Source organism: Streptomyces sp. CG4 (assembly GCF_041080655.1).
Classification (GTDB): Bacteria; Actinomycetota; Actinomycetes; order Streptomycetales; family Streptomycetaceae; genus Streptomyces.
On sequence record NZ_CP163525.1, the window covers coordinates 3,591,638 to 3,617,152 of the forward strand.

Genomic DNA, 25,515 nt, shown 5'->3' on the forward strand with positions numbered 1-25,515 from the left:
CTGAAGCGGAACGCCGGTGGCGGTGCTCCAACCTGCGAAAACACGCTACTGGGAGATTCAAGTCAGCTCAGAATCAGCACCGACGGCAAGTCTGGGGCTTCAGGACGTCAGAAGGGCAGCGCCCCGGTGACGATCTCGTGGCCCGCGCCTCGTCGAATCGCTACGGTTCAGCCATGACCGCACTGCCCGACTGGATGCGCCCGCCGCGCGAGGAAGGCTGGTTCGCGGAGGACCTGGACCGCCTTCCCGAGGCACCGCGCCACACCGAGCTGATCGACGGAGCCCTCGTCTTCATGATGTCGCCCCAGCGGTCCTGGGACGGCCGCCTCGTCACCTCCCTCACCACCACACTCATGGCCACCGCGCCCGCCGGTTTCGAGGTCGAACGGGAGATGACGATCCGCCTCGACGAGCGAAACCGGCCGGAGCCGGATCTGCTCGTGACGACCGCACCCTACGACCCGGACCGCACGTGGTACGCGCCGGAAGAGGTCCGGCTCGTCATCGAGGTCGTCTCACCGGAATCCGCCCACCGTGACCGCACGGTGAAGCTGCACAAGTACGCAGAAGCCAAGATCCCGCACTATTGGTGCATCGAGGAAGAGGGCGGCGCTCCTGTCGTGCACGTCTACGAACTCGACGAACCGACTGGCGTCTACGCGCCCGCAGGCATCTTCCGGGGCACCCTTGAGCGCCCTGTGCCCTTCGAGATCAACGTGGACCTCGACAAGCTCACCCCATCGCGGGGCAACTGAAGTCAGCACCAAGTCAGTACAAGAACGCGAAAGGGGCCTGGCTCGCCAGAGCCCGGCCCCTTCTGACCTGCGCGCTCGACGAATCAGTTAGCGCTCAGTGAAGCAGCGATCACACATTGAACCGGAACTCCACCACATCCCCATCCTGCATGACATAGTCCTTGCCCTCCATGCGGGCCTTGCCCTTGGCTCGGGCCTCGGGGACCGAGCCGGTTTCGAGGAGGTCGGCGAAGGAGATGACCTCGGCCTTGATGAAGCCCTTCTGGAAGTCGGTGTGGATCACGCCGGCCGCCTCGGGAGCCGTGGCGCCCTTCTTGATCGTCCAGGCGCGGGACTCCTTGGGGCCGGCCGTGAGGTAGGTCTGCAGGCCGAGGGTGTCGAAGCCGACGCGGGCGAGGGTGGCGAGGCCGGGCTCGTGCTGGCCGACGGACTCCAGCAGCTCCAGCGCCTCCTCCTCGTCCAGTTCGGCGAGGTCGGCCTCCAGCTTGGCGTTGAGGAAGATCGCCTCGGCGGGGGCGACCAGGGCGCGCTGCTCGTTCTTGAAGTCCTCGTCCACCAGTTCGTCCTCGTCGACGTTGAAGACGTAGAGGAAGGGCTTCGTCGTGAGCAGGTGCAGGTCGTGGAGGAGTTCGTTGCGCTCGGTGCCCTGGACGATGCCGTGCGCGAAGAGCGTGTCGCCCTTCTCCAGGATCTCCTTGGCCTCCTCGACCGCCTTGACCTTGGGGGCGACATCCTTCTTGATGCGCGACTCCTTCTGGAGGCGCGGGAGGACCTTTTCGATCGTCTGGAGGTCCGCCAGGATCAGCTCGGTGTTGATCGTCTCGATGTCGTCCTTCGGCGAGACCTTGCCGTCGACATGCACGACGTTCTCGTCCTTGAAGGCGCGGATGACCTGGCAGATCGCGTCGGACTCACGGATGTTCGCGAGGAACTTGTTGCCGAGGCCCTCACCCTCGGAAGCGCCGCGCACGATGCCGGCGATGTCGACGAAGTCGACCGTGGCCGGGAGGAGGCGCTCCGACTTGAAGATCGAGGCCAGCTGGGCGAGACGGGCGTCGGGGACGCCGACCACGCCGACGTTGGGCTCGATCGTGGCGAACGGGTAGTTGGCCGCCAGCACGTCGTTCTTGGTCAGGGCGTTGAACAGGGTCGACTTGCCGACATTCGGCAGGCCGACGATTCCGATCGTGAGCGACACGTTGCGACTTCCCGTAGATGAGTGGGCCAGAGGGTGCCAGGGGCCAGAGACCGACACTGGCCGATCCCCCAGTTTACGGCGTCCACGTCACCGGGCCCACGGGAGCTTCGAACGCCTGCCCAAGCTCTTCCCACCGGCGTGTCTGATGGGTGATTCGGCACATAAACAGACCTAAGTTGGTCCAGTGGAGCAACACAGATCGCGACCCTCGAACGACGGACCGCGACGTGGCACGCCGCAGCCCGCGCACCTGCCCTCACAGGGCCGGCGCCGGCCGGGGGACGAGGCCAGATTCGGGGCAGGGGCAGAGCGGTCGGAGCGCGGCGCGCGGATGATGCGGGGCACCCGGCAGGGGCCGGGACCGCGCCTGCCGAACCCTCGGCTCACCGGTCTCGGCAGCGGGCTGTTCTGTGTCGTCGTGATGTTCCTGCTCGGCTGTCTGGACGCGCTGCTGTTCGGCGGGTACCTGCCCGTGTACGGCGTGCTGTTCCTGCCGGTGTGTGTCCTGACCGCGCTGTGGGTGCGGGTGGGGGACGCGCTGACCGCCCCGGTGGTCGTACCGATCGCGTTCGCCTGGGGGCTGATCCCCGTCGTCGACGGCAACGGGGGGCTGCTCGGCCGGCTGATGGGGCTGTTCACCGGGCTCGCCACCCAGGCAGCCTGGCTGTACACCGGGACGCTGTTCGCCGGAGTGATCGTGCTCGTACGCCGGGCGCAGTGGGTGCGGCGGCGCCGACGGCGGACCTGAGCCGATTCCCGGCGCTCTGACGGGCCCTGGCGCCGGCTGTCGCTGTGCGGGCGCTACACCAGCTGGGCCGCTCTCATCGCCGCCCCCACGATCCCCGCGTTGTTCTGCAGCTGGGCCGGGACGATCTCGGCCTTGATGCCGTCGAGGAAGTGCAGGAACTTGTCGGCCTTGCGGCTGACCCCGCCGCCGATGATGAACAGCTCCGGCGAGAACAGCATCTCCACATGCTCCAGATACTTCTGGACGCGCTGCGCCCAGTGCTCCCAGCTCAGCTCGTGGTCTTCCTTGGCCTTGCTGGAGGCCCGCTTCTCGGCGTCGTGGCCGTTCAGCTCCAGGTGGCCCAGTTCCGTGTTCGGGACGAGGACGCCGTCCACGAAGACGGCGCTTCCGATGCCGGTGCCGAAGGTGAGCAGGATCACCGTGCCCTTGCGGTCCCGGCCGGCGCCGAACTCCATCTCGGCGACGCCCGCCGCGTCCGCGTCGTTGAGGACCACCACCGGCAGGCCGCCCAGTCTGCCGGTGAACAACGCGCGCGCGTCCGTGTCGATCCAGCTCTTGTCGACGTTCGCCGCCGTACGGATCGTCGCGCCGCCCGTGACCACTCCGGGGAAGGTCAGTCCGACCGGGCCGGTCCAGCCGAAGTGGTCCACGACCTGCTTCACCCCGTCGGCCACGCCGTCCGGTGTCGCCGGGTGCGGGGTGAGCACCTTGAGGCGCTCCTGGGCGAGGTCGCCCTTGTCCAGGTCCACAGGGGCACCCTTGATCCCGGATCCGCCGATGTCCACGCCGAAGATCTGCATGGCACTACGTTACGACGCGGGACTGACAGTCACGCCTCGGAAGGACCGGTGCCGCCTCGCTCGGCGACCAGGGTCGTCGCCTCCTCGCGCAGGTCGCGGCGCAGCTCCTTGGGCAGCGAGAAGGTGATGGACTCCTCGGCCGCCTTGACGATCTCCACGTCGCCGTAGCCGCGCTCGGCGAGCCAGTCCAGGACCTGCTCGACCAGGACCTCCGGGACGGAGGCGCCGGAGGTGACGCCGACGGTCGTCACGCCCTCCAGCCAGGCCTCCTCGATCTCGTCGGCGAAGTCCACCAGGTAGGCCTCGCGGGAGCCGGCCAGCTTGGCGACCTCGACGAGCCGCTTGGAGTTGGAGGAGTTGCGCGAGCCGACGACGATGACGAGCTCGGCCTCGGCGCCCATCTGCTTCACGGCGAGCTGACGGTTCTGCGTGGCGTAGCAGATGTCGTCGCTGGGCGGGGAGACGAGCCCCGGGAACTTGGTCTTCAGGGCGTCGACGGTCTCCATGGTCTCGTCCACGGAGAGGGTGGTCTGGGACAGCCAGACGACCTTCGACGGGTCGCGGACCTCGACCTTGGCGACGTCCTCGGGGCCGTCGACGAGCTGGATGTGGTCGGGGGCCTCGCCGGAGGTGCCGATGACCTCCTCGTGGCCCTCGTGGCCGATCAGGAGGATGTCGTAGTCCTCGTTCGCGTACCGGACGGCTTCCTTGTGGACCTTGGTGACCAGGGGGCAGGTGGCGTCGATGGTGGCGAGGCGGCCCTGCTTGGCCTCCTCGTGCACGACCGGGGCGACGCCGTGGGCCGAGAACATGACGATGTTGCCCGGCGGCACCTCCTCGGTCCGTTCGACGAAGATCGCGCCCTTCTTCTCCAGGGTCTGCACGACGTACTTGTTGTGGACGATCTCGTGCCGGACGTAGACGGGGGCCCCGTACTGTTCGAGGGCTTTCTCGACGGCGATGACGGCGCGGTCCACACCGGCGCAGTAGCCCCGGGGGGCGGCGAGCAGGACACGGCGGCCAGGCGAAGCGGTCATGCGTCCCATCGTACGGCCGCGTTCGGCGGCGCCGAGATCGCGTCCCCGGTGCCGTGCGGGGGAACGCTGGGTGCCATGTCCGACACGGAAACCACGGCCTCTCCGGCGGATGAGCGGCACCGGCTGCGGCGCAGCCTCGGTTTCCGGGACCTCGTGGTCTACGGACTTCTCTTCATCGCGCCCATGGCGCCGGTCGGCGTCTTCGGCACCCTGGACGCCAGGTCGCACGGCGCGGTGGCGCTGGTCTACGTGGTGGCGACGGTCGCCATGGGATTCACCGCATTCAGCTATGCGCAGATGGTGCGGGTGGTGCCGCAAGCCGGGTCGGTGTTCGCCTACGCGCGCGTGGGGCTCGGCAGCAAGGCCGGGTTCATCGCGGGCTGGATGGCGATGCTGGACTACGTCCTCATCCCGGCCGTGGCCTGTCTCTTCTCCGGCATCGCGATGAACGCGCTGGTCCCGCAGGTGTCCCGGTGGGTGTGGACCGCGCTGGCCGTCGTGGTCACGACACTGCTGAACCTGTGGGGCGTACGGGCGGCCGCGCTCGTGGGTTTCCTCGTTCTGGCTCTGGAGATCGTCGTCCTGCTGGTGTTCGTGGTGGCGGCGCTCGTGGTGCCGGCGCGGGACGGGGCGGCGCGGGGGCCGTGGTCGCCGCTGTCGGACGATGGCACGCAGGGCCCCTTCGCGGTGTCGGCGGTGATCGGCGCGGTGTCGGTGGCGGTGCTGTCGTATCTGGGCTTCGACGCGATCGCGACGTTCGCCGAGGAGGTCACCGGCGGGTCGGCGAAGGTGGCGCGGGCGCTGCTGTTCTGTCTGGCGCTGGCGGGGGTGCTGTTCGTGGCGCAGACGTATCTGGTGGCGCTGCTGGAGCCGACGACGTCCGCGCAGCCGGCCGCGGATCCCGGGAAGCAGGGCTCGGCCTTCTACGACGCCGTGGACGCCTCGGTCGGGGGCTGGCTGCACGATCTGGTGGCCGTGAGCAAGGCGATCGGGGCGGCGTTCGCGGCGCTGGCCGGGCAGGCTGCGGCGGGACGCCTGCTGTTCGCGATGGGCCGGGACCGCCGGCTGCCCCGGGCCCTGTCCCGCACGGATGCCGGTGTGCCGCGGGTCGCGCTGCTGTGCTCGGCGGTGATCACGCTGGTCGCGGCGGGGTGGGCGGCGCGCCGGGACGACGGTCTGGACAGACTCGTCTCGGTGGTCGACATCGGAGCGCTCACGGCGTTCACGTTGCTGCACGCGAGCGTGGTGGGGTATTTCGCGGTACGGCGGCGGGAGGGGCGGGTCGGCTGGTGGCGGCATGTGCTGGTGCCGGGGGTGGGGGCGGCTATCACGGCGGGGTGATCGTGGAGGCGAGCGGGGTGGCGCAGGTGGTGGGGGCGGTGTGGTTGGTCGTGCGGGTGCTGGTGTTGGTGGGGCAGCGGGGACGCGTGGCGGCCTCCGAGTAGCTGAGGCCGGCTGGTGCCGGGCCCGTGGGGTTTCCCTTGCCCGCGCCGACGGGGTGCCCGTCGGCATGACGGCCGACGGCAGTGCAGCTCCCCGGGGGCGCGGGGACCTGCGCGACCCGCGACACCGGACCCGCACCCGGCCCGCGGCCGCAAGCCCGGCGGCGCTCCGGACAGCACGCGGCCGCAAACCCGGCGGCGCTCCGGAGCCGGGTGTCAGAGGGGACCGTTACGCTCGGCGCATGGCTGCGAACACGACTCCCGAGGCACCCCTCCCCGTGGGCGAGGTCTCCCGGCTGATCGGTGGGTGGATCGACCGGCTGGGGGCGGTGTGGGTCGAGGGGCAGATCACGCAGTTGTCGCGGCGGCCCGGTGCCGGGGTCGTGTTTCTGACGCTGCGGGATCCGTCGTACGACATCTCCGTGAGCGTGACCTGCTATCGGCAGGTGTTCGACGGCGTCGCGGACGTCGTCGGCGAGGGCGCCCGCGTCGTCGTGCTCGCCAAGCCGGAGTGGTACGCCCCGCGCGGCCAGCTGTCCCTCCGCGCCGCCGAGATCAGACCCGTCGGCGTCGGTGAGTTGCTGGCCCGGCTGGAGCGGCTGAAGAAGGCGCTCGCGGCCGAGGGCCTGTTCGCACCGGAGCGGAAGAAGCCGCTGCCGTTCCTGCCGCAGCTGATCGGGCTGGTCTGCGGCCGCGCCTCCGCCGCGGAGCGCGACGTGCTGGAGAACGCCCGGCACCGCTGGCCCGCCGTCCGCTTCGAGGTGCGCAACGTCCCGGTGCAGGGCGTGCACGCCGTCCCGCAAGTCGTGCAGGCGGTGAAGGAGCTGGACGCGATCGACGCCGTGGACGTCATCATCGTCGCGCGCGGCGGCGGCAGCGTGGAGGATCTGCTGCCGTTCTCCGACGAGCAGCTCGTACGGGCCGTGGCCGAGTGCCGTACGCCCGTCGTCTCCGCGATCGGGCACGAGCCCGACAACCCGCTGCTGGACCATGTCGCCGATCTGCGCGCCTCCACGCCCACCGACGCGGCCAAGAAGGTCGTGCCGGACGTGGGCGAGGAGTCCGAGCGGGTGCGGATGCTGCGGGACCGGGCCCGGCGGTGCGTGGAGGCGTTCGTGGCGCGCGAGGAGCGGGGGCTGGCCCACGCCCTGGCCCGCCCCTCGATAGAGGATCCGCACCGGATGATCGACGAGCGCGCGGACCAGGTGGACTCCCTCGCCGAGCGGAGCCGGCGCACCCTCGGCCATCTCCTGGACCGCGCGGACTCCGAGCTGACTCACACGCACGCGCGCGTGGTCGCCCTCTCCCCCGCGGCCACGCTCCGGCGGGGCTACGCGGTGCTGCAGAAGGCCGACGGGCATGTGGTGCGCGGCCCGGACGAGGTGACCGGCGGCGAGACGCTGCGGGCGCGGGTCGCCGAGGGCGAGTTCTCGGTTCGAGTCGACAACTAGGGTTGGGTGAATGACCGGCAAGGTGGAAGAGGCGCTCTCCTACGAGCAGGCGCGGGACGAGTTGATCGAGGTCGTACGGCGCCTGGAGGCGGGCGGTACGTCGCTGGAGGAGTCCCTGGCGCTGTGGGAGCGCGGCGAGGAGCTGGCCAAGGTGTGCCGGCGCTGGCTGGAGGGGGCGCGGGCCCGGTTGGACGCGGCGCTCGCCGAGGAGGCCGAGGAGGAGGACGCCGAGTAGGCGTCGACCCGAGGTTGTGAAGCGAGTCACCGCACCCCGACATTTGTTGAAGGTTGAACTTCACTGGCGTAGGGTCGCCCTGTCAGCCGATCCGGACCGCGGTCCGGTACGTCGGATCAAGGCGCCACCAGAAAGTTCACGCATGTCTCTCGTTCTTGACCCTGCCGCCCAGGACCTGCTGTTCCGCGAGGCCCGCACCGCGAACACCTTCACCGACGAGCCGGTGACCGAGGAGCAGGTCCAGGCGATCTACGACCTGGTCAAGTACGGCCCCACCGCCTTCAACCAGTCCCCGCTGCGCATCACCCTGGTCCGCTCTTCCGAGGCCCGTGAGCGCCTGGTGCGGCACATGGCCGAGGGCAACCAGGCCAAGACCTCCACCGCCCCGCTGGTCGCGATCCTCGCCGCGGACAACGAGTTCCACGAGGAGCTGCCGGCCCTCTTCCCGCACTTCCCGCAGGCCAAGGACGTGTTCTTCAGTGAGCGTCCGGCCCGTGAGGGCGCCGCCGCGCTGAACGCCGCCCTGCAGGCCGCGTACTTCATCATCGGCGTCCGCGCCGCCGGCCTCGCCGCCGGCCCGATGACCGGCCTCGACTTCGAGGGCGTCCGCAAGGAGTTCCTGGACGACGACCACACCCCGCTGATGGTCGTCAACATCGGCCGGCCGGGCCCGGACGCCTGGTACCCGCGCTCGCCGCGCCTGGCGTACGACGACGTCGTCACGACCGTCTGAGCCGGCTCCGCCGGAAACACGACGAGGCCCCCAGCACCGCCGGGGGCCTCGTTCGCGTGCGCGGGCATCCCGCGTGCGCGGGCGTCCCATGTGCGCGGGCTCACCGCATCTTGAGCGCCGTCACCATCGTCGTCAGGTCCGCGAAGGACCCGGTGCCGGCCACCACCGTCGTGGCGCCCTGTGCGCCGTTCAGGACGAGGGCGTCGTAGCGGCCGCCGGTGTAGCGGGTCCAGGTGCGGCCGTCGATCGTCTCGGTCTGCTGCGTCGCCGACGCGCCCTGGCTGGCCTCGTCGATGAAGGCGGCCCGCTTCTCCGTGGACTGCTCGATCTGCACGTACTGGCTGTCGGGGGTCTGGAAGCCCAGGTGCCAGCGGTCGCCGCTCTCGCCCTGGAACCGCACGGAGGTGGCCTTCCAGGTGTTCGGCAGGCCCTCGGGGGCGGCCACCGGGTAGCCTGCCGCGCGGCGGGCCGTGAGCAGCTCGACCTGGTAGTCGACCCGCTTGAGGTCGGGGGCGTGATCGTTGTGCGGGATGGCGAAGAACCAGACGACCATCGCCGCGATGCCGATCAGGGCCAGGGAGAGAACCATGTCCCGGGCCGTCTTCTGCTTGCCGTTCGAACCTGCCACGCCCTCCATCGTCGCAGGTGCCCCGGGTGCTCATCCGTGGGGTCCCCTGCTCATTTTGTCTGCCTAACGATAGAGTCAGGGCCAACACCCTCATCCGGCCGTCGTCGTATCAGAAAGGTGCGCTCCGATGACCGAAAATCATCATCTGCCGTCCGAGCTCGATGTTCCCTCCGAGGCTCCCGACCGCAACCTCGCCCTGGAACTCGTCCGGGTGACCGAAGCCGCCGCCATGGCCGCGGGACGCTGGGTGGGGCGCGGTGACAAGATCGGCGCCGACGGCGCCGCCGTGCGCGCCATGCGGACCCTCGTCTCCACCGTGTCGATGAACGGCGTCGTCGTCATCGGCGAGGGCGAGAAGGACGAGGCCCCGATGCTCTTCAACGGGGAGCGCGTGGGCGACGGCACCGGTCCGGAGGTCGACATCGCGGTCGACCCGATCGACGGCACCACGCTGACGGCCAAGGGCATGCCGAACGCGATCGCCGTCCTCGCCGCCGCCGAGCGGGGCGCCATGTTCGACCCGTCCGCCGTGTTCTACATGGACAAGCTGGTCACCGGCCCGGAGGCCGCCGACTTCGTCGACATCGACGCGCCCGTGGCCGTGAACATCCGGCGGATCGCCAAGGCGAAGAAGGCCACGCCGGAGGACGTCACCGTCGTCATCCTCGACCGGCCGCGCCACGAGGGCCTGATCAAGGAGGTCCGGGAGGCGGGTGCGCGCATCAAGCTGATCTCCGACGGTGACGTCGCCGGGTCGGTCTACGCGCTGCGCGAGGGCACCGGCGTCGATCTGCTGCTCGGTGTCGGCGGCACGCCGGAGGGCATCATCTCGGCCTGTGCCGTGAAGTGCCTGGGCGGCACGATCCAGGGCAAGCTGTGGCCCAAGGACGACGCGGAGCGGCAGCGGGCGATCGACGCCGGGCACGATCTGGACCGGGTGCTCACCACGGACGACCTGGTCTCGGGCGAGAACGTGTTCTTCGTCGCCACCGGGATCACCGACGGCGAGCTGCTGCGGGGTGTTCAGTACGGGTCGGAGAAGGCACTGACCGAGTCGATCGTGATGCGGTCGAAGTCGGGGACCGTGCGGAAGATCTATTCCGAGCACCGGCTCAGCAAGCTGCGGGCCTACAGCGCGATCGATTTCGACCGGGCCAAGTAGTTCCGGGGCGGACAGCGCCCAAGTGAACAACCGCAAGTGAACAAGGGGCGCCCCCTGTGCGGAGGGGGCGCCCCTTGTGCGCTTATCCGGCTATGCGGTTCGCCGCCGTCGCTCGTGCCGCCTTCTTCAGTTCCATCTCGCGGCGGCGGCGCCTCGCCAGGACCACGCGGCGTTCCGCTGCCGTGAGGCCGCCCCAGACGCCGTACGGTTCGGGCTGGAGGAGGGCGTGTTCGCGGCACTCGACCATCACCGGGCAGCGGGCGCAGACACGCTTGGCCGCTTCCTCACGGGACAGCCGGGCGGCGGTCGGCTCCTTCGAGGGAGCGAAGAACAGGCCTGCCTCGTCGCGCCGGCACACCGCCTCGGTGTGCCAGGGTGCGTCTTGATCCCTGTCTCGCTCTGGCACCCGCTGGGCTGGAACGGCAGCTACCTGCAGGGACGAATGCGGCGGTTGCAGCACGGTCTACTCCTGACGACGGCTTCGCGAGCGAGAGACGATGCAGCAAGGCCTACCCGCTGTGCGCGCGCCTATGCACAGCGTTCCCAACGGCAGGCGCGCGGCGGCTCGTTCGCGCCCCTACCGCGGCGACAGGGGCGGAGCGGAACCTTCCGGTCACCGGCGGATTCGCGACCGTCAACGGCCCAGGTGTTTGCGCAGCTTCCGGTCGACCTTGTCCTGGACGCGATCCAGGATGTCCGCCACGCGCTTGCCGCGCTTGGGGCGCGCCTCGACATTGCCGAGCACGGACCAGCCGTCGACGTAGACGACCGGCGCGTCGGGCTCGACCGAGTCCAGCGTGTCCACCTCGAAGTTGCCGAGGACGCCGCCTCCGGTGCCGCGCAGCGTCACGTTCTCCGGGACGCGGATCTGGACGTCGCCGAAGACCGATATCGCCTTGATCACGACCTGCTGGTACTCGAAGATCGCCTCGCTGAGGTCGATCTCGACGCTGCCGAAGACCGAGTACGCGTGCAGCCGGCGGCCGGGGCGCCAGCGGCCACGGCGGACCGCGCTGCTGAGGACCGCGACCACGTTGGCATCGGCCTCGGGCGGGATCGCGCCCGGGGCCGGGCGGGGCGGCACCGGCGCGTAGGCGGGGGCGGCGGGGCGCTGGTGGGCGGCGGGCAGGTCGCGGATGAAGACCTCCAGCTCGCCCACCGTCTTGGCGTGCAGCACTCCTTCGACGCGCTCGGCGTGCTCGTCGGCGGTCAGCCGGCCCTCGGCGAGGGCCTCGCGCAGGATGTCGGCGATCCGGTCGCGGTCGGCGTCCGAGGCGCGCAGTTCGGTGACGCCCGGTGCGGCGTCCTGGGTACGGGCGGGCTTCTGAAGGTCCACGACAGCAGCGTACCGAAACGCGATAGATCGCGACTAGGGGTGTGGAAAACCAGGGCGTGTCGAACTGAGCCTTACCTCACAGGTTCCGTGTCGGCGGCAGGTTCTAGGCTGGTGAGGCCCGCCAGCGTCGGCGGGCGGCCGTCCGTCAGAGTGAGGAATGGGCTGAGATGCCTGAGTTCGCGTACACCGATCTGCTCCCCCAAGGAGAGGACACCACCCCGTACCGGCTGGTGACGTCCGAGGGCGTCTCCACCGTCGAGGGGCCCGACGGCCGTACGTTCCTCAAGGTGGAGCCGGAGGCGCTGCGCAAGCTGGCCGAGGAGGCCGTCCACGACATCCAGCACTATCTGCGGCCCGCGCACCTGGCCCAGCTGCGGCGCATCATCGACGACCCCGAGGCGTCGGGCAACGACAAGTTCGTCGCGCTCGACCTGCTGAAGAACGCGAACATCGCGGCGGCCGGTGTGCTCCCCATGTGCCAGGACACCGGCACGGCGATCGTGATGGGCAAGCGCGGGCAGAACGTCCTCACCGAAGGTGAGGACGCCAAGCACCTGTCGCACGGCATCTACGACGCCTACACGAAGCTGAACCTGCGCTACTCCCAGATGGCTCCGCTCACCATGTGGGAGGAGAAGAACACCGGCTCCAACCTGCCGGCCCAGATCGAGCTGTACGCGACCGACGGCGGCGCCTACAGGTTCCTGTTCATGGCCAAGGGCGGCGGAAGCGCCAACAAGTCCTTCCTCTACCAGGAGACGAAGGCGGTCCTGAACGAGGCCTCCATGATGAAGTTCCTGGAGGAGAAGATCCGTTCGCTCGGCACGGCCGCCTGCCCGCCGTACCACCTGGCGATCGTCGTCGGCGGCACGAGCGCCGAGTACGCGCTGAAGACCGCGAAGTACGCCTCCGCGCACTACCTGGACGAGATCCCGGCCGAGGGCTCCCCGCTCGGCCACGGCTTCCGGGACAAGGAGCTGGAGGAGAAGGTCTTCGAGCTGACCCAGAAGATCGGCATCGGCGCGCAGTTCGGCGGCAAGTACTTCTGCCACGACGTCCGCGTGGTCCGGCTCCCCCGGCACGGCGCGTCCTGCCCGGTCGCCATCGCCGTCTCCTGCTCGGCCGACCGCCAGGCCGTCGCGAAGATCACCGCCGAGGGCGTCTTCCTGGAGCAGCTGGAGACCGACCCGGCGCGCTTCCTGCCGGAGACGACCGACGAGCACCTCGACGAGTCCTCCGACGTGGTGCGGATCGACCTCAACCAGCCAATGGACACGATCCTCGCCGAGCTGACCAAGTACCCGGTCAAGACCCGGCTTTCACTCACCGGCCCGCTGGTCGTCGCCCGTGACATCGCGCACGCGAAGATCAAGGAGCGGCTGGACGCGGGCGAGGAGATGCCGCAGTACCTGAAGGACCACCCGGTGTACTACGCCGGTCCGGCGAAGACCCCCGAGGGCTACGCCTCCGGTTCCTTCGGTCCCACGACCGCCGGGCGCATGGACTCCTACGTGGAGCAGTTCCAGGCGGCGGGCGGCTCCAAGGTGATGCTCGCCAAGGGCAACCGCAGCAAGCAGGTCACCGACGCGTGCGGCACGCACGGCGGCTTCTACCTCGGCTCCATCGGCGGCCCCGCCGCCCGCCTCGCCCAGGACTGCATCAAGAAGGTCGAGGTCCTGGAGTACGAGGAGCTGGGCATGGAGGCCGTCTGGAAGATCGAGGTCGAGGACTTCCCGGCGTTCATCGTGGTGGACGACAAGGGCAACGACTTCTTCCAGGACCCGGCCCCGGCGCCGACGTTCACTTCGATCCCGGTGCGTGGGCCCGGCCTGGCGTAGTGCCTCCGGGGCGGCGGGAATGGATCTCGCCCCCGCCGCCCCTACCCGTCCCCTCCCCAGGGGCTCCGCCCCTTCGACCCCGCTTCGGCATCAGCGGCCTCGTCCTCGAACTCCCCCAGAGGGGGCACCCCCGGACAGGCAGGCTGGTCCCGTCGGACGAACAAGTCGAACGACTTCTTCTGCAGAGCCCCTGGCCCGCCGCCAGGGGCTCTGTCCGTTCCGGCGCGGCTGAGCGGCTCGGTCGCCACACCCGGATCGGAAGCGCTTCGGAAGCGGGGAAACCGGCTCCGGCCCGGCGGTTGTCGGGCAAGGTAACTCCGTTCGTACCGAAGAGACGAGCGAGACCCGGCGGTCTGCCGGGAGCTGCGAGGACCCATGAACCACATCTACAAGCCGCCGAGCCTGTTACCCTCCGCCGGCCAGGAACGGACGTACGCACTGATCATCGCCGGCGTCCCGCTTCTGCTGATCCTGCTGACCACCGTCCTGCCCCAACTGGCCTCGGACGGCGGCGGATCCACGGGCACCGCCGTGACCGGTCAGGGAGGCTACTCCTACCAGCCGCCCTACGACCCCTCCCTCTCCCCCTCCCTCCAGCCCTCCTACGAGCCCTCCTCCACGGAACCGGCGACACCGGACATCTCCACGGCCTTCGGCGCGACACCCGAGGCGCCCAGCACCGGCACCGACGCCACCACCGACCTCTCCCCGAGTCCGACCGACACCGGGAGCACGACGGGCACGGCCGGTACGGACGGTCCCGGCGCGACGGTCACCAAGTACTTCGAGGCCATCAACAGCCGTGATTTCCAGACCGCCTGGGACCTCGGCGGCAAGAACCTCGACGCGTCCTACTCCTCCTTCGTCGCGGGCTTCCAGGGCACCGAACGGGACGACGCCACCGTCGACTCCGTGGACGGCACGACCGTCGCGGTGAGCCTGGTCGCCACGCAGACGGACGGCACGCGGAAGTCGTACCGCGGCCGGTACACGGTGGTCGACGGGGTCATCACCGGCGCCTCCATAGCCCCGGCCGGCTGAGCAGAGCGGAGCAACGAAGACATGGCCAGTGACATCCTTTCCCGCTCCGCTCCGCCGCCGGAGCCGACCGGGCCCGCCCCGGGCCGCCCGTCCGGGGACGCCACGAGCAACGCCACCCGGCTGCTGTGCGCCGGGACCTATCTCGACCCGGTCTACCGGGCCACCGTCATCCGCGAGCTGCTCACCCACCGGTTCCGGGTGGTGGCACCGTCGTACGGGTACGACGCGGTGCCCGTGCTCGCGCACGCGCTGACCGCGCGCCGGCTGCACCGCGCCCGGCTGGCCGTCCTCGGCGCGGGTCTCGTCCTCACGGTCGTCCTCATGGCCGCCGGTGTCCTCGACGCGGCCGCCGGCTGGCCGGCGGCGCTGTGGCTGGTGTGGGTCACCGCGTATCTGCGCCGGGTCGTCACCCTGCAGACCCTGATCACCCGGCTGCGCCGCCGTACCGACCCGGCGGGCAGGGCCGGCGCCTTCGACGGTGCCTACCCCGAGCATCCCGCGCTGACGGCCGAACTCGTGGCCAAGATCGACCGGGAGCAGACGGCCGACGGCAGCCTGATCCGCTACGGCGGCTACAAGCCGTTCGTCGGCGCCGGTGAGCCGGTGCGGCGCTGGTCCACCGCCGAGCTGCTGATCGGAGCGCCGGCGCCCGTGTTGGAGCAGCACCACCGCTTCCCGGGGATGCCCCCGGCCCCCGCGGCGAACGGCCAGGAGCCGAAGCGGAAGGAGGTCGTCGCCTTCACCGCCGACGAGATCACCGCCTATGTCGCCGAACGCATGACCGCGGATCTGCGCGACCGGGCCCGCCAGTCGGAGCGGATCGCCGGACTCGCCGTCGAGCGCTCCACGTTCACCACGGACGTCACGACCCGGCGCGGGGTGTGGGAGCCCGTCCGGGACAAGCGCGACGGCCACTGGGAGGACGGCTACGGCGCACCGCGCGCCTACCTGTGCGTCCGGGTCGGCACCTGGAACCAGGAGCTGGTCACCACGGCGTTCGTCGGCTTCGACCTCAAGGGAAACACCCTGCACACCGAGTTCTACTCGTATGTGCTGGCGCCGATCCAGGCGAGTTTCCACCTGGTGGACCGGCTGCCCGCCGCCCTGAACGGCCGGCTGCTGCTCAAGGTGGCGTGGCACACCCTGCGCGCCACGCCCGAGGCGACGCTGCGCCCCGTCCTCGCCCAGCTGCGCTCCCGGCTGCCCGGCCTGCTGCCCTGGCGGTGGGGAAAGACCCGGATCCAGGTGCTGCAGCCGCTCGACACCAGCGAGTTCCGCCTCGGCCGCTACGCGGACACCGTGCTGAACCGCGGGGCGCTCACCAGCATCCGGGAGATGGCGACCAGCGACGACTTCCACGTCTTCTTCCAGGAGACGGACACGATCAAGTACACGCAGATCCTGGAGCGCCAGCTGCTGCAGGTCATCCGTGACTTCCTGCACGAGCACAACGTGGACGTGGCGGAGCACGAGGCGCGCCAGACGAACATCCTCAACTCCTACGGGAACAACAACAACTTCGTGAACAACAACAACGGCGGCAACGTCAACTCCGGGGCGCAGAACTTCCACCACGGTCCCGAGGGCGGACAGGGGGCGGGAACCTCATGAGCGGCGGTCCTGACTTGGGGCACCACAGCAACTACGTGAACAACAACAACGGCGGCAACGTCAACTCGGGGACGCAGACCTTCCACGGCAGCACGGCGGCGGCCGCCACGCCGGCCGCCACCCCAGCCGGCACCCCAGCCGCCACTGCGGCCGGCGCCCCGGCCCAGGGCGGTCTCGGGCCCGCCCCGGACCGCAGCCGCAACGTCTTCGTCGTCCACGGACGCGACGAAGAGGCGCGGCTCAAGGTGTACGACCTGCTGCGCCTGCTCGATCTGCGTCCGCTGGAGTGGGAGGACCTGGTCAGAGCGACCGGCAAGACGGCGCCGTTCCTCGGCGAGGTCATCGCCCAGGCCCCCGCGCAGGCCCAGGCGGCGCTCGTGCTGCTCACCCCGGACGACATCGTCCAGCTGCATCCGGATCTGCAGGGCCCGAACGAGCCGCCGTACGAGAGCGAGCCGACCGGGCAGCCGCGGCCGAACGTGCTGATCGAGCTGGGCATGGTGCTGATGGCCTACCCGGAGCGGACGCTGCTGGTGGAGATCGGCGCGGTGCGTCAGATCTCCGACATCGGGGGCATGAACATCATCCGGTTCGACGGCTCGGCGACCGCGCTGGGCAAGATCGTCGAACGGCTGAAGCTGGCGGGCTGCCGGGTCAACGACACCGGCTCGGACTGGCGCCAGACCTGGCCGTACCGCCATCTGTCGGCGTACGCCCGCTCCGGGCGGTCGGTGCCGCCGGCCCGCTGAAGCCGCGGTACGGGCCCGCTGGCCGGGGGACGGGCCCGTACCGCTCCGGCACTCCCCGGCGGGTGCCCGGCGTCAGACGTGCCGCCGGGCACCCGCCGCGAGGCCCGCCAGGAACGCGCCGGTCTCCGGCAGGTCGATCCGGTCCAGCTCGCCGGGGCGGACGACGACGTGCAGTTCACGGCAGACCAGCCGCTCCCACGAGTGCGTGACGAACGACAGCAGGATCAGCCGCAGCAGGCTGTCCTCGTCGAGATCGTGCAGCCGGGCGAGCCCCGCGCCGGTCAGCGGCATGGTGACCCGCTCCAGCTGGGCGTGCCGGTGGATCGCGTCCCACAGCCGGTCCAGGCCGAACCACAGGTCGTGGACGCTGGAGGAGGCCACGCAGTCGTTGCCCATCCGGCTGTAGGCGACGGCGAAGACCAGCCGGGGCCTGCCGCCGAGGACGGCGACGGTCCCGGCCGGATACCTCTCCCGTTTGCCCCGCGGCTTGTCCTCCACCCGCTCCCGCGCCACCGGAGCCGTCCCGTCGAGCGCCGCGGCCAGCTCCGCGTCCAGCCGCCCGGCGTCCCCCGCGTAGTGACGGTCGAGCAACTGCCCTTGCACACTACCGTCGTTGATGACGACACCGTCGTCCACGACGGTGTCGAAGGTGTCGGTGAACCCCACCACCAGATGGCCCGGCTGGTCGAAGAGGTCGCCCTCCTCGACCACCACCGTCATACCGGGGCGCCCGAACTCCTGCCGTACCGCGGACTGCGGGCGCGCCCGGGCCAGTCCCCAGGCCAGACACAGGGCGACGGAACCGGCCAGGACCGGCCCCGGAGGCGACACGGCGGCCGGGAACAGCTGCCCCACGAACTGCACGAGGGCCGACACGGCGCCGAAGGCCGCCAGCACGTTGCCCGCGAACGCCCGCCGTCCGCGCCGCGACCATCGCGAACCGGCCGGCCGCGAAACGGACAATCGCATGATTCCCTCCAGGTCCTGTTGCTACGCTGACGCACAGTCACGCGGCGGAGGGGGCGAAGCGCGTGCAGATCCGCATATCCCCGGTACGCGTGAGTGTTCTGGGTCCTGTACGGCTGGATGTGAACGGCACTCCGGTGCGCCTCACTCCGCTGACGGCCCGGCTGCTGGTCCGGCTGGTCGCCGCCGACGGCGAGGCCGTGACCGCCCGCCGGCTCTACCAGGACGTCTGGCAGCAGACCGTCGAGCTGCCGCGCCAGGAACTGCGCAACCGCAACGAGGTGCAGAAGAGGATCCTGGAGCTGCGGCGCGCGTTCGACCTCGCCGGGCCGGGGTACGGCGCCCGGATCATCCGCACCGGACAGCTGCCGTCCGCACGCGGCGCCCAGAGCACCTACCAACTGGACCTCACAGAAGACGAGTTGGACAGCGCCGAGTTCACCCGGCTGGTCGGCGACGCGCTGCACGCGGCACCGGCCTCGGCCGTCCGGCTGCTCGCGGACGCGCTGCGGCTCTGGCGCGGCCGACCGCTGACCGAGGTGCACGACGAGGAGTTCGCGTACGCACCGGTCCGGCGGCTGGCCCAGCTCCGGGAGACCGCGCTGCGCGAACTGATCCACGGACACACCGCGCTGGCCCGCTACGACCTTGCCCTGCCGGTGGCCGAACAGACCGTACGGGAACGGCCCGACGACCCCGAGGCCGCCGCCGTCCTCGCCCGGCTGAACGCCCGGCTGCGCGAGCGGCACGGCGACGAGTTGCTGCGCCACACCCTGCGCGGGCTGCGGGTGGACGTGGTCGTGGTGCGCGGCGACCTGTTCGAGCAGGCGGACGCCAACCTGGTCGTGGGGTTCTCCGACACCTTCGACACCTTCCCCGACGACGTCGTGATCAGCCGGGAGAGCGTGCAGGGCCAGCTCGTCGACCGTCTCTTCCAGGGCCGGCACCGGCTCCTGGACGACAAACTGCGCCGCGGTCTGGGCGAGTTCACCCCGCTGGGCAGGGAGAGCGTCCACACCAAACGGCGCGGCCGCCGCACCCGGTTCCCCATCGGCACGGTGGTGGCGGTGCCCGTCGGCAGACGCCGGGTCTTCGCCGTGGCCTACTCCCGGCTGGGCAACGACCTGCGGGCCCGGTCCGGCCCGGCGGACCTGCGCCTGAGCCTGGAGCGGCTGTGGCCGTCGGTCGCCCGGCACGGACTGTTCAAGCCGGTGGCGATACCGCTGATCGGCGCGGGCCTGTCCCGCATCGTCGAGCTGGACCGCACCCAGCTTCTGCTCCTGATCGTCGAGACCTTCACCGAGAGCCTCCGGCAGGACCCGGCCGTCTCCCCGGAGCTGCGGGTCGTGATCCGCGCCGACGAGCTGGAACGGACCGATCTCTCGGCGGTCGAGGCGTTCCTGCGCGGCGTGGACGAGCGGGGTCCGGCCTCCCCGCCGGCGGCGGTGCGCTGATCCGGTCACTCCCCCAGGAAAGGCCGGAGCTCGCTTCCACCGACAGCCGTGGCCCGCTTCCGAAACGCTTCCGGAAGCGGGGGCCAGAGGGCGGACCCCCCTGGCAGGTCAGCTGAAGCTCTGGGCAGCCGATCCGTCGCAGCTCCGCAGCCGCATCCGGTCCCTCGGCGCCGCCTGCGTCACGCACAGCTCCGGTGCCGCCGCCGGCCGTATCGTCCCCGACTCCCGGACGAACTGCTGGTTGGCGCCTCCGTGGCAGTTCCAGATGATCAGGCCGGTACCAGCGGTGTAGGACGCACCCGGCACGTCCAGGCACCGGTCGTGGGTCAGCTCCACATGGAAGGACCGCTGCCCGGGGTCGTACCACCAGCCCTGATTGCGGCCGCCGTGGCAGTCCCAGCCGAGGATCTCCGTACCGTTCGCGCTGGAACCCCCCGACGCGTCCAGGCAGTTGCCCGTGGCCCGGTCGGTCAGCGGCCGGAACGCGTCGTCCCAGGCGCCCGGGTACAGCTTCGGGCTGCCGGTGCTCGCCGGGTCGGCGCAGCCCGCCTCGCGGTAGCCGGAGTCGTAGAGCTGGGTGAGGCAGGACGCGAAGGCGCCGTGGCCCCGGTAGTCGGGGTGGACGGACTGCCGTACCGAGTTGGAGTCGGGCGGGAAGGGGTTGGTGAGGTCGACGTACAGGCCGCGCGCCCAGGTGTCCTCCATGCAGACCTCGTGGCCGTGGAGGAGGCGGGAGTCGTCGAGGTAGTACGCGCCGCTCCGCTCGGCGGCCTCGCGCATGCCGCGTTCGAAGAGCGGGACGGCGGTGTTCCGGCCCCAGGCGGCGTCGGAGTCGTAGCCCATGCAGCCGCCCGGGAGCTTGCCCGGGAAGTTCGGGTTGTCGTGGATGTCGGGGCCGATGGGGCTCGGGTAGCCCATGAGGACGAGCTTGTAGTCGTCGTCGCCGTAGCCCGCGTCCCGCATGACCGTCTTCAGGTCGGCGACCGTCGCCTCCACCTTCGGGACCAGGCCGTCGACACGGGCCTGCCAGCCGGGCGCGTACGTGGGCTCGCAAGGGCCCTGGAGGGTGACGTAGCGGGTGACGCAGTCGGTCATGACAGGGCCGAACTGGAGGTCGTCGTTGGCGCCGACGACCAGCACGATCATCTTGATCCGGGTGTTGCGGGCCTTGATGGCGAGGCTGTCGCTCTGCACGAGTTCGTCGGCGTACTGCTTGCTGCCGCCGATGCGGATGTTGCCGGTGGAGGCACCCGAACAGGCGACGTTGTAGGTGAGATCCGCGGGGATGCCGGTGCGGTGGATGGCGGAGTCGGGCGAGCGGTGGCACCAGTTGTCCGGGCCGTTCGTGCCCGGTTCGTAGGTGCCGACGCCCTCGCCGGAGATCTCGCTGTCGCCGAGGGAGATCAGGGCGGTCCTGCGGTCGGCCAGGGGCCGCTCGGCCGGGTCGCCGTAGAGGGCCCTGGCCTCGGCGGCGCGGATGCGTTCCAGGTCGGGCGGCAGCACGGTGGCGGTCTGGGCCGCGTGGGCGGCGGGCGCCGTGAGGCCCGCGAACACGGTGGCGGCCGCCGCGACGGCGACGGCCGTGGATCTGATTCTGGATCTGACGCGCTGCATGACGCCTCCCCGAAGCAGAAACAGGTGTTACCCCCGGTATTTACTGGCCGGTAGTCGCAGAGGGAATACACATGCGGCGACATGTGCTCACTTTTTCGGAGGTACGACGATGACGACGGAAGAGCCGCAGTACCGGATCGAGCACGACTCGATGGGCGAGGTCCGGGTCCCGGCCCATGCCAAGTGGCGGGCGCAGACCCAGCGCGCCGTGGAGAACTTCCCCGTGTCCGGACAGCGGCTGGAGCGGGCGCACATCGAGGCGCTGGCGCGGATCAAGGCGGCCGCCGCGAAGGTGAACGCCGAACTGGGCGTGCTGGACAAGGACGTTGCCGAGGCGATCCAGGAGGCGGCCGCGGAGGTCGCCGCGGGGACGTGGGACGAGCACTTCCCGGTGGACGTGTTCCAGACCGGTTCCGGCACCTCGTCCAACATGAACACCAACGAGGTCGTCGCGACCCTGGCGAGCGAGCGGCTGGGCCGGGACGTGCACCCCAACGACCATGTCAACGCCTCGCAGTCGTCCAACGACGTCTTCCCCTCCTCGATCCACATCGCCGCCACCGCCGCCGTCACCCACGATCTGATCCCGGCCCTCGCGCATCTCGCCGACGCCCTCGCCCGCAAGAGCGTGGAGTTCGCCGATGTCGTGAAGTCCGGGCGGACCCACCTCATGGACGCGACCCCGGTGACACTGGGCCAGGAGTTCGGCGGGTACGCGGCCCAGGTGCGCTACGGCATCGAGCGGCTGGAGGCCTCCCTCCCCCGCCTCGCCGAGCTGCCGCTGGGCGGCACCGCCGTCGGCACCGGCATCAACACCCCGCCCGGCTTCTCCGCCGCGGTCATCCAGGAGGTCGCCCGGACCACCGGGCTGCCGCTCACCGAGGCCCGCGACCACTTCGAGGCGCAGGGCGCCCGGGACGGGATCGTGGAGACCAGCGGGCAGCTGCGGACCATCGCGGTCGGGCTGACGAAGATCGCCAACGATCTGCGCTGGATGGCGTCGGGGCCGAGGACCGGACTCGCCGAGATCCGGCTCCCGGACCTCCAGCCGGGTTCGTCCATCATGCCCGGCAAGGTCAACCCGGTCGTGCCGGAAGCCGTGTTGATGGTCGCCGCACAGGTCATCGGCAACGACGCCACCATCGCCACCGCCGGCGCCGCCGGCAACTTCGAGCTGAACGTCATGCTCCCGGTCATCGCCAAGAACGTGCTGGAGTCGATCCGGCTGCTCGCCAGCGTCACGCGGCTGCTGGCCGACCGGACGGTCGACGGCATCACCGCCGACCGGGAACGGACCCGCGAGTACGCCGAGTCCTCCCCGTCCGTGGTCACCCCGCTCAACCGGTACATCGGCTACGAGGAGGCCGCGAAGGTCGCCAAGAGGTCCCTCGCCGAACGGAAGACGATCCGGGAGGTCGTCCTGGAGGGCGGGTACGTCGAGCGCGGTGATCTGACGCTGGAACAGCTCGACGAGGCGCTGGATGTCCTGCGGATGACGCGTCCGTAACCGCGAGCGAACATTTCCGGCCACCGGTCGCCCGGCCGCCCAGAACCGTGACGTGCACCGCAGCGTCGTATGCCTACGGCACCTAATATCTGTCCATGACGGACGACGGAGCGATGACACGCGTGGACGCGGGACCTGCGACGCACTGGGCCCCGGGGACCAGGATCCTGTGGCGCTACCGGGAGAACGCCGGCGAGCACTTCCACATCGCCCGGCCCGTCACCGTCGTACGCGACGACGAGGAACTGCTCGCGGTCTGGCTGGCCCCCGGCACCGAGTGCATGAAGCCGGCCCTGGCCGACGGCACACCCGTGCACCTGGAGCCGCTTCAGTCCCGCTACACCAAACCGCGCACGGTGCAGCGGGACCGCTGGTTCGGCACCGGCGTGCTGAAGCTGGCCCAGCCCGGCCGGCCCTGGTCGGTGTGGCTGTTCTGGGACCCGGGCTGGCGGTTCAAGAACTGGTACGTCAACCTTGAGCAGCCCCTGGTCCGCTGGGCGGACGGGGTGGACTCCGAGGACTACTTCCTGGACATCTCCGTGCACCCCGACCGCAGCTGGCAGTGGCGCGACGAGGACGAGTTCGCGCAGGCCCAGCGGGACGGGCTGATGGACGCACGGACCGCCGAGCGGGTCCGGGCGGCCGGCCGGGACGCGGTGGCGGCGATCGAGGCCTGGGGGCCGCCGTTCTCGGACGGCTGGCCGCACTGGCGCCCGGACCCGTCCTGGGCGGTACCTTCTCTCCCCGAGGACTGGGACCGTACGCCCGCGCACGTGTCCTCATGAGACCCTTGATGCGCCCCCGGGCATAAAACGTAGGATCGTCCTCCGCAAGGGCGCACGCAAGCAACGACCGGAGCATGCACCGGGCCTGACCGATCGTCACCGAGGGGCGGCAGCACGTGAGCGAGGGGTACGACGGCGTCACCACCGCGATCGGAGGCGGCACAGAAACCTCTGAGCACGCGGCAATTCCGTTCCTGGGGCACGTATTGCGGGTATCGGGACTTCTGCGGGAGCAACTGCGCGCCCGGCGCGCAGTGCCGTACGGATGGATGCGACACGCGTGACGGAGCAGCCCACCTCTTTCGAGCGCCCCCAGGGCGCCGACCCCGCGGAGGGCCGCGGGGCGCTCCGGCATACCCCGAAGCAGCTCGGTGGGTCCGCCGCCTTACCGGTCCAGGCCCGGACCGACGGCACGCCCTCCGGTCCGGGGACGAGCACGCCCTGCGGCAAGGGGAACAAGGGGAAGGAGCCCCCAGTCAACGGCCCCGAGCACTCCCAGCCCGCCGCCGCCGAGCCCGGCGCACACCGCCCGCGCCCCGCGCCGGAGGGCATTCCGCCGCAGCCCGGCGCCGAGCAGGAGCGGGCGCCGGGCGGTCCGGACCGCCGTACCGGGCGCGCTCTGCCGCCGGGCCGGCCGACGCCGATGCGGCGCGACGGGGACCGGCTGAGATTCGTGGGCGCGGCCACCCGGCGGATCGCGCGCGGCCTCGATCTGGACGAGATCGTGATGGGCCTGTGCCGGGCGACCGTACCCACGTTCTCGGACGCGATCCTGGTCTATCTGCGCGACCCGCTGCCGGTCGGCGACGAGCGGCCCACCGGGCCCGTGGTGCTGCGGCTGCGCCGTACCGACCGGATACCGGAGGAGCGGGACACCGACGGGGTGCTGCTGCCGCCCGCCTTCGAGCCGGAGCCGGAGCCGAGCGCGCTGGCCGAGCTGTCCTCCCTCACCACCGAGCTGTGCGAGGTGCGGCCCGGCGGCGCGCTGAACGAGGTGCTGCGCGGGGTGCGGCCGGTGTTCGCCGAGGCGCCCGCAGCCCGGGCCGCGCTGCCCGAGCTGCTCGGCGAGGACAGCGAGGCGGTCGTACCCTCCGGGCAGCACGCGATCCTCGCGCCGCTGCGCGGCCGGCGCCGGGTGATCGGCGCGGCCCTCTTCCTGCGCCGCCCGGAGCGGCTCGCGTTCGAGGCCGACGACCTGCTGGTGGCGGCCCAGCTGGCCACGCACAGCGCGCTCGGCATCGACAAGGCGGTGCTGTACGGCCGGGAGGCCTACATCGCCGACGAGCTGCAGCGCACCATGCTGCCCGAGACCCTGCCCCGCCCGACCGGGGTGCGGCTGGCCTCGCGCTATCTGCCGGCCGCCGAGACCGCACGGGTCGGCGGCGACTGGTACGACGCGATCCCGCTGCCGGGCAGCCGGGTCGCGCTCGTCGTCGGCGATGTCATGGGGCACTCCATGACCTCGGCGGCGATCATGGGCCAGCTGCGCACGACCGCGCAGACGCTGGCCGGGCTCGATCTGCCGCCGCAGGAGGTGCTGCACCACCTGGACGAGCAGGCGCAGCGGCTCGGCACCGACCGCATGGCGACCTGCCTGTACGCCGTCTACGACCCGGTCACGCACCGCATCACCATCGCCAACGCCGGCCATCCGCCGCCCGTGCTGCTGCACCTGGGCGGCCGGGCCGAGGTGCTGCGGGTGCCGCCGGGCGCGCCCATCGGGGTCGGCGGCGTCGACTTCGAGGCGGTCGAGCTGGACGCGCCCGCCGGGGCCACGCTGCTCCTCTACACCGACGGCCTGGTGGAGTCCCGGCTGCGGGACGTGTGGACCGGCATAGAGCAGCTGCGTGAAAAGCTCGCCGCCACCGCCCAGTTGACCGGGCCCGACCATCCGCCGCCGCTGGAAGCCCTGTGCGACGAGGTGCTGGACATGCTCGGCCCCGGCGACCGGGACGACGACATCGCGCTGCTCGCGGCCCGCTTCGACGGGATCGCGCCGAGCGATGTCGCGTTCTGGCGGCTGGAGCCGGAGGAGACGGCCCCCGGCCAGGCCCGCCGGCTGGCCCGGCGCGCGCTCGCCCGCTGGGACCTGGAGGACCTGTCGGACTCGGTGGAGCTGCTGGTCAGCGAGGTCGTGACGAACGCCGTACGGTACACGTCGCGGCCGGTGACGCTCCGGCTGCTGCGCACGGACGTGCTGCGCTGCGAGGTCGGCGACGACGTGCCGCAGCTGCCGCGGCTGCGCCAGGCGCGGGCCACGGACGAGGGCGGGCGCGGACTGTACCTGGTCAACCGGCTGGCCCGGCGCTGGGGCGCGACCCGGCTGTCCACCGGCAAGGTGGTCTGGTTCGAGCTGAACCGTAGCTGAGCCGCTCCGGCGGAGCTGTGCCGTGAGGGGCGCCCGGGATTCCCCGGGCGCCCCTCA

The 25,515-nt window shown here is 71.0% G+C and carries 22 protein-coding genes and 1 pseudogene; 15 read left to right on the forward strand and 8 right to left on the reverse strand.

Annotated elements, in window-relative coordinates:
- Positions 1-173: 173 nt before the first annotated feature.
- Positions 174-755 carry a Uma2 family endonuclease gene (locus AB5L52_RS16190; RefSeq protein ID WP_369364688.1) on the forward strand — a complete coding sequence of 194 codons (582 nt, stop codon included), beginning with the start codon at positions 174-176 and terminating at the stop codon, positions 753-755.
- 109 nt (positions 756-864) lie between these two features.
- Here the strand turns inward: AB5L52_RS16190 and ychF are convergent, their stop codons facing one another.
- On the reverse strand, positions 865-1,953 hold the full coding sequence (gene ychF, locus AB5L52_RS16195) for a redox-regulated ATPase YchF (RefSeq protein WP_351021067.1): 1,089 nt from the start codon (positions 1,951-1,953) through the stop codon (positions 865-867).
- Positions 1,954-2,137: 184 nt separating this feature from the next.
- Between ychF and AB5L52_RS16200 the strand changes: the two genes are divergently transcribed.
- Positions 2,138-2,701, forward strand: coding sequence for a DUF6542 domain-containing protein (locus tag AB5L52_RS16200; RefSeq protein WP_369364690.1), 564 nt, complete (start codon positions 2,138-2,140; stop codon positions 2,699-2,701).
- Positions 2,702-2,754: 53 nt separating this feature from the next.
- Here AB5L52_RS16200 and ppgK read toward each other — a convergent pair whose 3' ends face one another.
- Together ppgK and AB5L52_RS16210 are read right to left on the reverse strand one after the other, a co-directional pair.
- Complete coding sequence (ppgK, locus tag AB5L52_RS16205) at positions 2,755-3,501, reverse strand: polyphosphate--glucose phosphotransferase (protein WP_351021070.1); 747 nt, start codon at positions 3,499-3,501, stop codon at positions 2,755-2,757.
- 29 nt (positions 3,502-3,530) lie between these two features.
- Complete coding sequence (locus AB5L52_RS16210; RefSeq protein WP_351561965.1) at positions 3,531-4,547, reverse strand: 4-hydroxy-3-methylbut-2-enyl diphosphate reductase; 1,017 nt, start codon at positions 4,545-4,547, stop codon at positions 3,531-3,533.
- 66 nt (positions 4,548-4,613) lie between these two features.
- On the opposite strand from AB5L52_RS16210, the pseudogene AB5L52_RS16215 reads away from it, so the two are divergent.
- The 4 genes and pseudogenes from AB5L52_RS16215 (at position 4,614) to AB5L52_RS16230 (ending at position 8,399) form a co-directional block, all read left to right on the forward strand.
- Positions 4,614-5,983, forward strand: a pseudogene (locus tag AB5L52_RS16215) (APC family permease).
- Positions 5,984-6,222: 239 nt separating this feature from the next.
- A complete protein-coding gene (gene xseA / locus AB5L52_RS16220) occupies positions 6,223-7,431 on the forward strand; it encodes an exodeoxyribonuclease VII large subunit (RefSeq protein ID WP_369364693.1) in 1,209 nt (402 codons plus the stop codon).
- A 10-nt stretch (positions 7,432-7,441) separates the two neighbouring features.
- Positions 7,442-7,666 carry an exodeoxyribonuclease VII small subunit gene (locus tag AB5L52_RS16225; RefSeq protein ID WP_351021078.1) on the forward strand — a complete coding sequence of 75 codons (225 nt, stop codon included), beginning with the start codon at positions 7,442-7,444 and terminating at the stop codon, positions 7,664-7,666.
- 142 nt (positions 7,667-7,808) lie between these two features.
- Complete coding sequence (locus AB5L52_RS16230; protein WP_351021080.1) at positions 7,809-8,399, forward strand: malonic semialdehyde reductase; 591 nt, start codon at positions 7,809-7,811, stop codon at positions 8,397-8,399.
- 100 nt (positions 8,400-8,499) lie between these two features.
- Here the strand turns inward: AB5L52_RS16230 and AB5L52_RS16235 are convergent, their stop codons facing one another.
- Positions 8,500-9,027, reverse strand: coding sequence for a DUF4245 domain-containing protein (locus AB5L52_RS16235; RefSeq protein WP_351021081.1), 528 nt, complete (start codon positions 9,025-9,027; stop codon positions 8,500-8,502).
- 127 nt (positions 9,028-9,154) lie between these two features.
- Between AB5L52_RS16235 and glpX the strand changes: the two genes are divergently transcribed.
- The gene (glpX, locus tag AB5L52_RS16240) at positions 9,155-10,189 is read left to right on the forward strand and encodes a class II fructose-bisphosphatase (protein ID WP_351021083.1); all 1,035 of its coding nucleotides are present in this window, start codon (positions 9,155-9,157) and stop codon (positions 10,187-10,189) included.
- Between the two features lie 82 nt (positions 10,190-10,271).
- On the opposite strand, the gene AB5L52_RS16245 is transcribed toward glpX, so the two are convergent.
- On the reverse strand, positions 10,272-10,649 hold the full coding sequence (locus AB5L52_RS16245; RefSeq protein ID WP_351021085.1) for a WhiB family transcriptional regulator: 378 nt from the start codon (positions 10,647-10,649) through the stop codon (positions 10,272-10,274).
- Between the two features lie 174 nt (positions 10,650-10,823).
- A complete protein-coding gene (locus AB5L52_RS16250) occupies positions 10,824-11,525 on the reverse strand; it encodes a DUF1707 domain-containing protein (protein WP_351021087.1) in 702 nt (233 codons plus the stop codon).
- A 167-nt stretch (positions 11,526-11,692) separates the two neighbouring features.
- On the opposite strand from AB5L52_RS16250, the gene AB5L52_RS16255 reads away from it, so the two are divergent.
- The 4 genes from AB5L52_RS16255 to AB5L52_RS16270 all read left to right on the forward strand — a co-directional run bounded on the left by AB5L52_RS16255 (position 11,693) and on the right by AB5L52_RS16270 (position 16,764).
- Positions 11,693-13,363: a fumarate hydratase gene (locus tag AB5L52_RS16255; protein WP_369364698.1), complete on the forward strand. Its 1,671-nt coding sequence runs from the start codon at positions 11,693-11,695 to the stop codon at positions 13,361-13,363.
- Between the two features lie 375 nt (positions 13,364-13,738).
- Positions 13,739-14,404 (forward strand): hypothetical protein, encoded by a 666-nt coding sequence (locus AB5L52_RS16260; RefSeq protein ID WP_351021091.1) that lies wholly within the window; start codon positions 13,739-13,741, stop codon positions 14,402-14,404.
- A 21-nt stretch (positions 14,405-14,425) separates the two neighbouring features.
- The gene (locus tag AB5L52_RS16265; RefSeq protein WP_369364700.1) at positions 14,426-16,015 is read left to right on the forward strand and encodes a hypothetical protein; all 1,590 of its coding nucleotides are present in this window, start codon (positions 14,426-14,428) and stop codon (positions 16,013-16,015) included.
- Complete coding sequence (locus tag AB5L52_RS16270) at positions 16,012-16,764, forward strand: TIR domain-containing protein (RefSeq protein ID WP_369364702.1); 753 nt, start codon at positions 16,012-16,014, stop codon at positions 16,762-16,764. The genes AB5L52_RS16265 and AB5L52_RS16270 overlap by 4 nt, the downstream gene beginning before the upstream one ends.
- A gap of 72 nt (positions 16,765-16,836) precedes the next feature.
- Here AB5L52_RS16270 and AB5L52_RS16275 read toward each other — a convergent pair whose 3' ends face one another.
- Positions 16,837-17,733, reverse strand: coding sequence for a macro domain-containing protein (locus AB5L52_RS16275; RefSeq protein ID WP_369364704.1), 897 nt, complete (start codon positions 17,731-17,733; stop codon positions 16,837-16,839).
- Between the two features lie 89 nt (positions 17,734-17,822).
- On the opposite strand from AB5L52_RS16275, the gene AB5L52_RS16280 reads away from it, so the two are divergent.
- A complete protein-coding gene (locus AB5L52_RS16280) occupies positions 17,823-19,184 on the forward strand; it encodes a macro domain-containing protein (protein WP_351021099.1) in 1,362 nt (453 codons plus the stop codon).
- A gap of 108 nt (positions 19,185-19,292) precedes the next feature.
- On the opposite strand, the gene AB5L52_RS16285 is transcribed toward AB5L52_RS16280, so the two are convergent.
- Positions 19,293-20,798: a ricin-type beta-trefoil lectin domain protein gene (locus AB5L52_RS16285; protein ID WP_369364707.1), complete on the reverse strand. Its 1,506-nt coding sequence runs from the start codon at positions 20,796-20,798 to the stop codon at positions 19,293-19,295.
- 109 nt (positions 20,799-20,907) lie between these two features.
- Between AB5L52_RS16285 and AB5L52_RS16290 the strand changes: the two genes are divergently transcribed.
- From AB5L52_RS16290 to AB5L52_RS16300, 3 genes are all read left to right on the forward strand, one after another.
- Positions 20,908-22,305, forward strand: coding sequence for a class II fumarate hydratase (locus tag AB5L52_RS16290; RefSeq protein ID WP_369364709.1), 1,398 nt, complete (start codon positions 20,908-20,910; stop codon positions 22,303-22,305).
- Between the two features lie 95 nt (positions 22,306-22,400).
- Positions 22,401-23,090, forward strand: a complete 690-nt coding sequence (locus AB5L52_RS16295) for a DUF402 domain-containing protein (protein ID WP_351021105.1) — start codon at positions 22,401-22,403, stop codon at positions 23,088-23,090.
- A 280-nt stretch (positions 23,091-23,370) separates the two neighbouring features.
- Positions 23,371-25,458: a SpoIIE family protein phosphatase gene (locus AB5L52_RS16300; RefSeq protein ID WP_351021107.1), complete on the forward strand. Its 2,088-nt coding sequence runs from the start codon at positions 23,371-23,373 to the stop codon at positions 25,456-25,458.
- Positions 25,459-25,515: the final 57 nt, after the last annotated feature.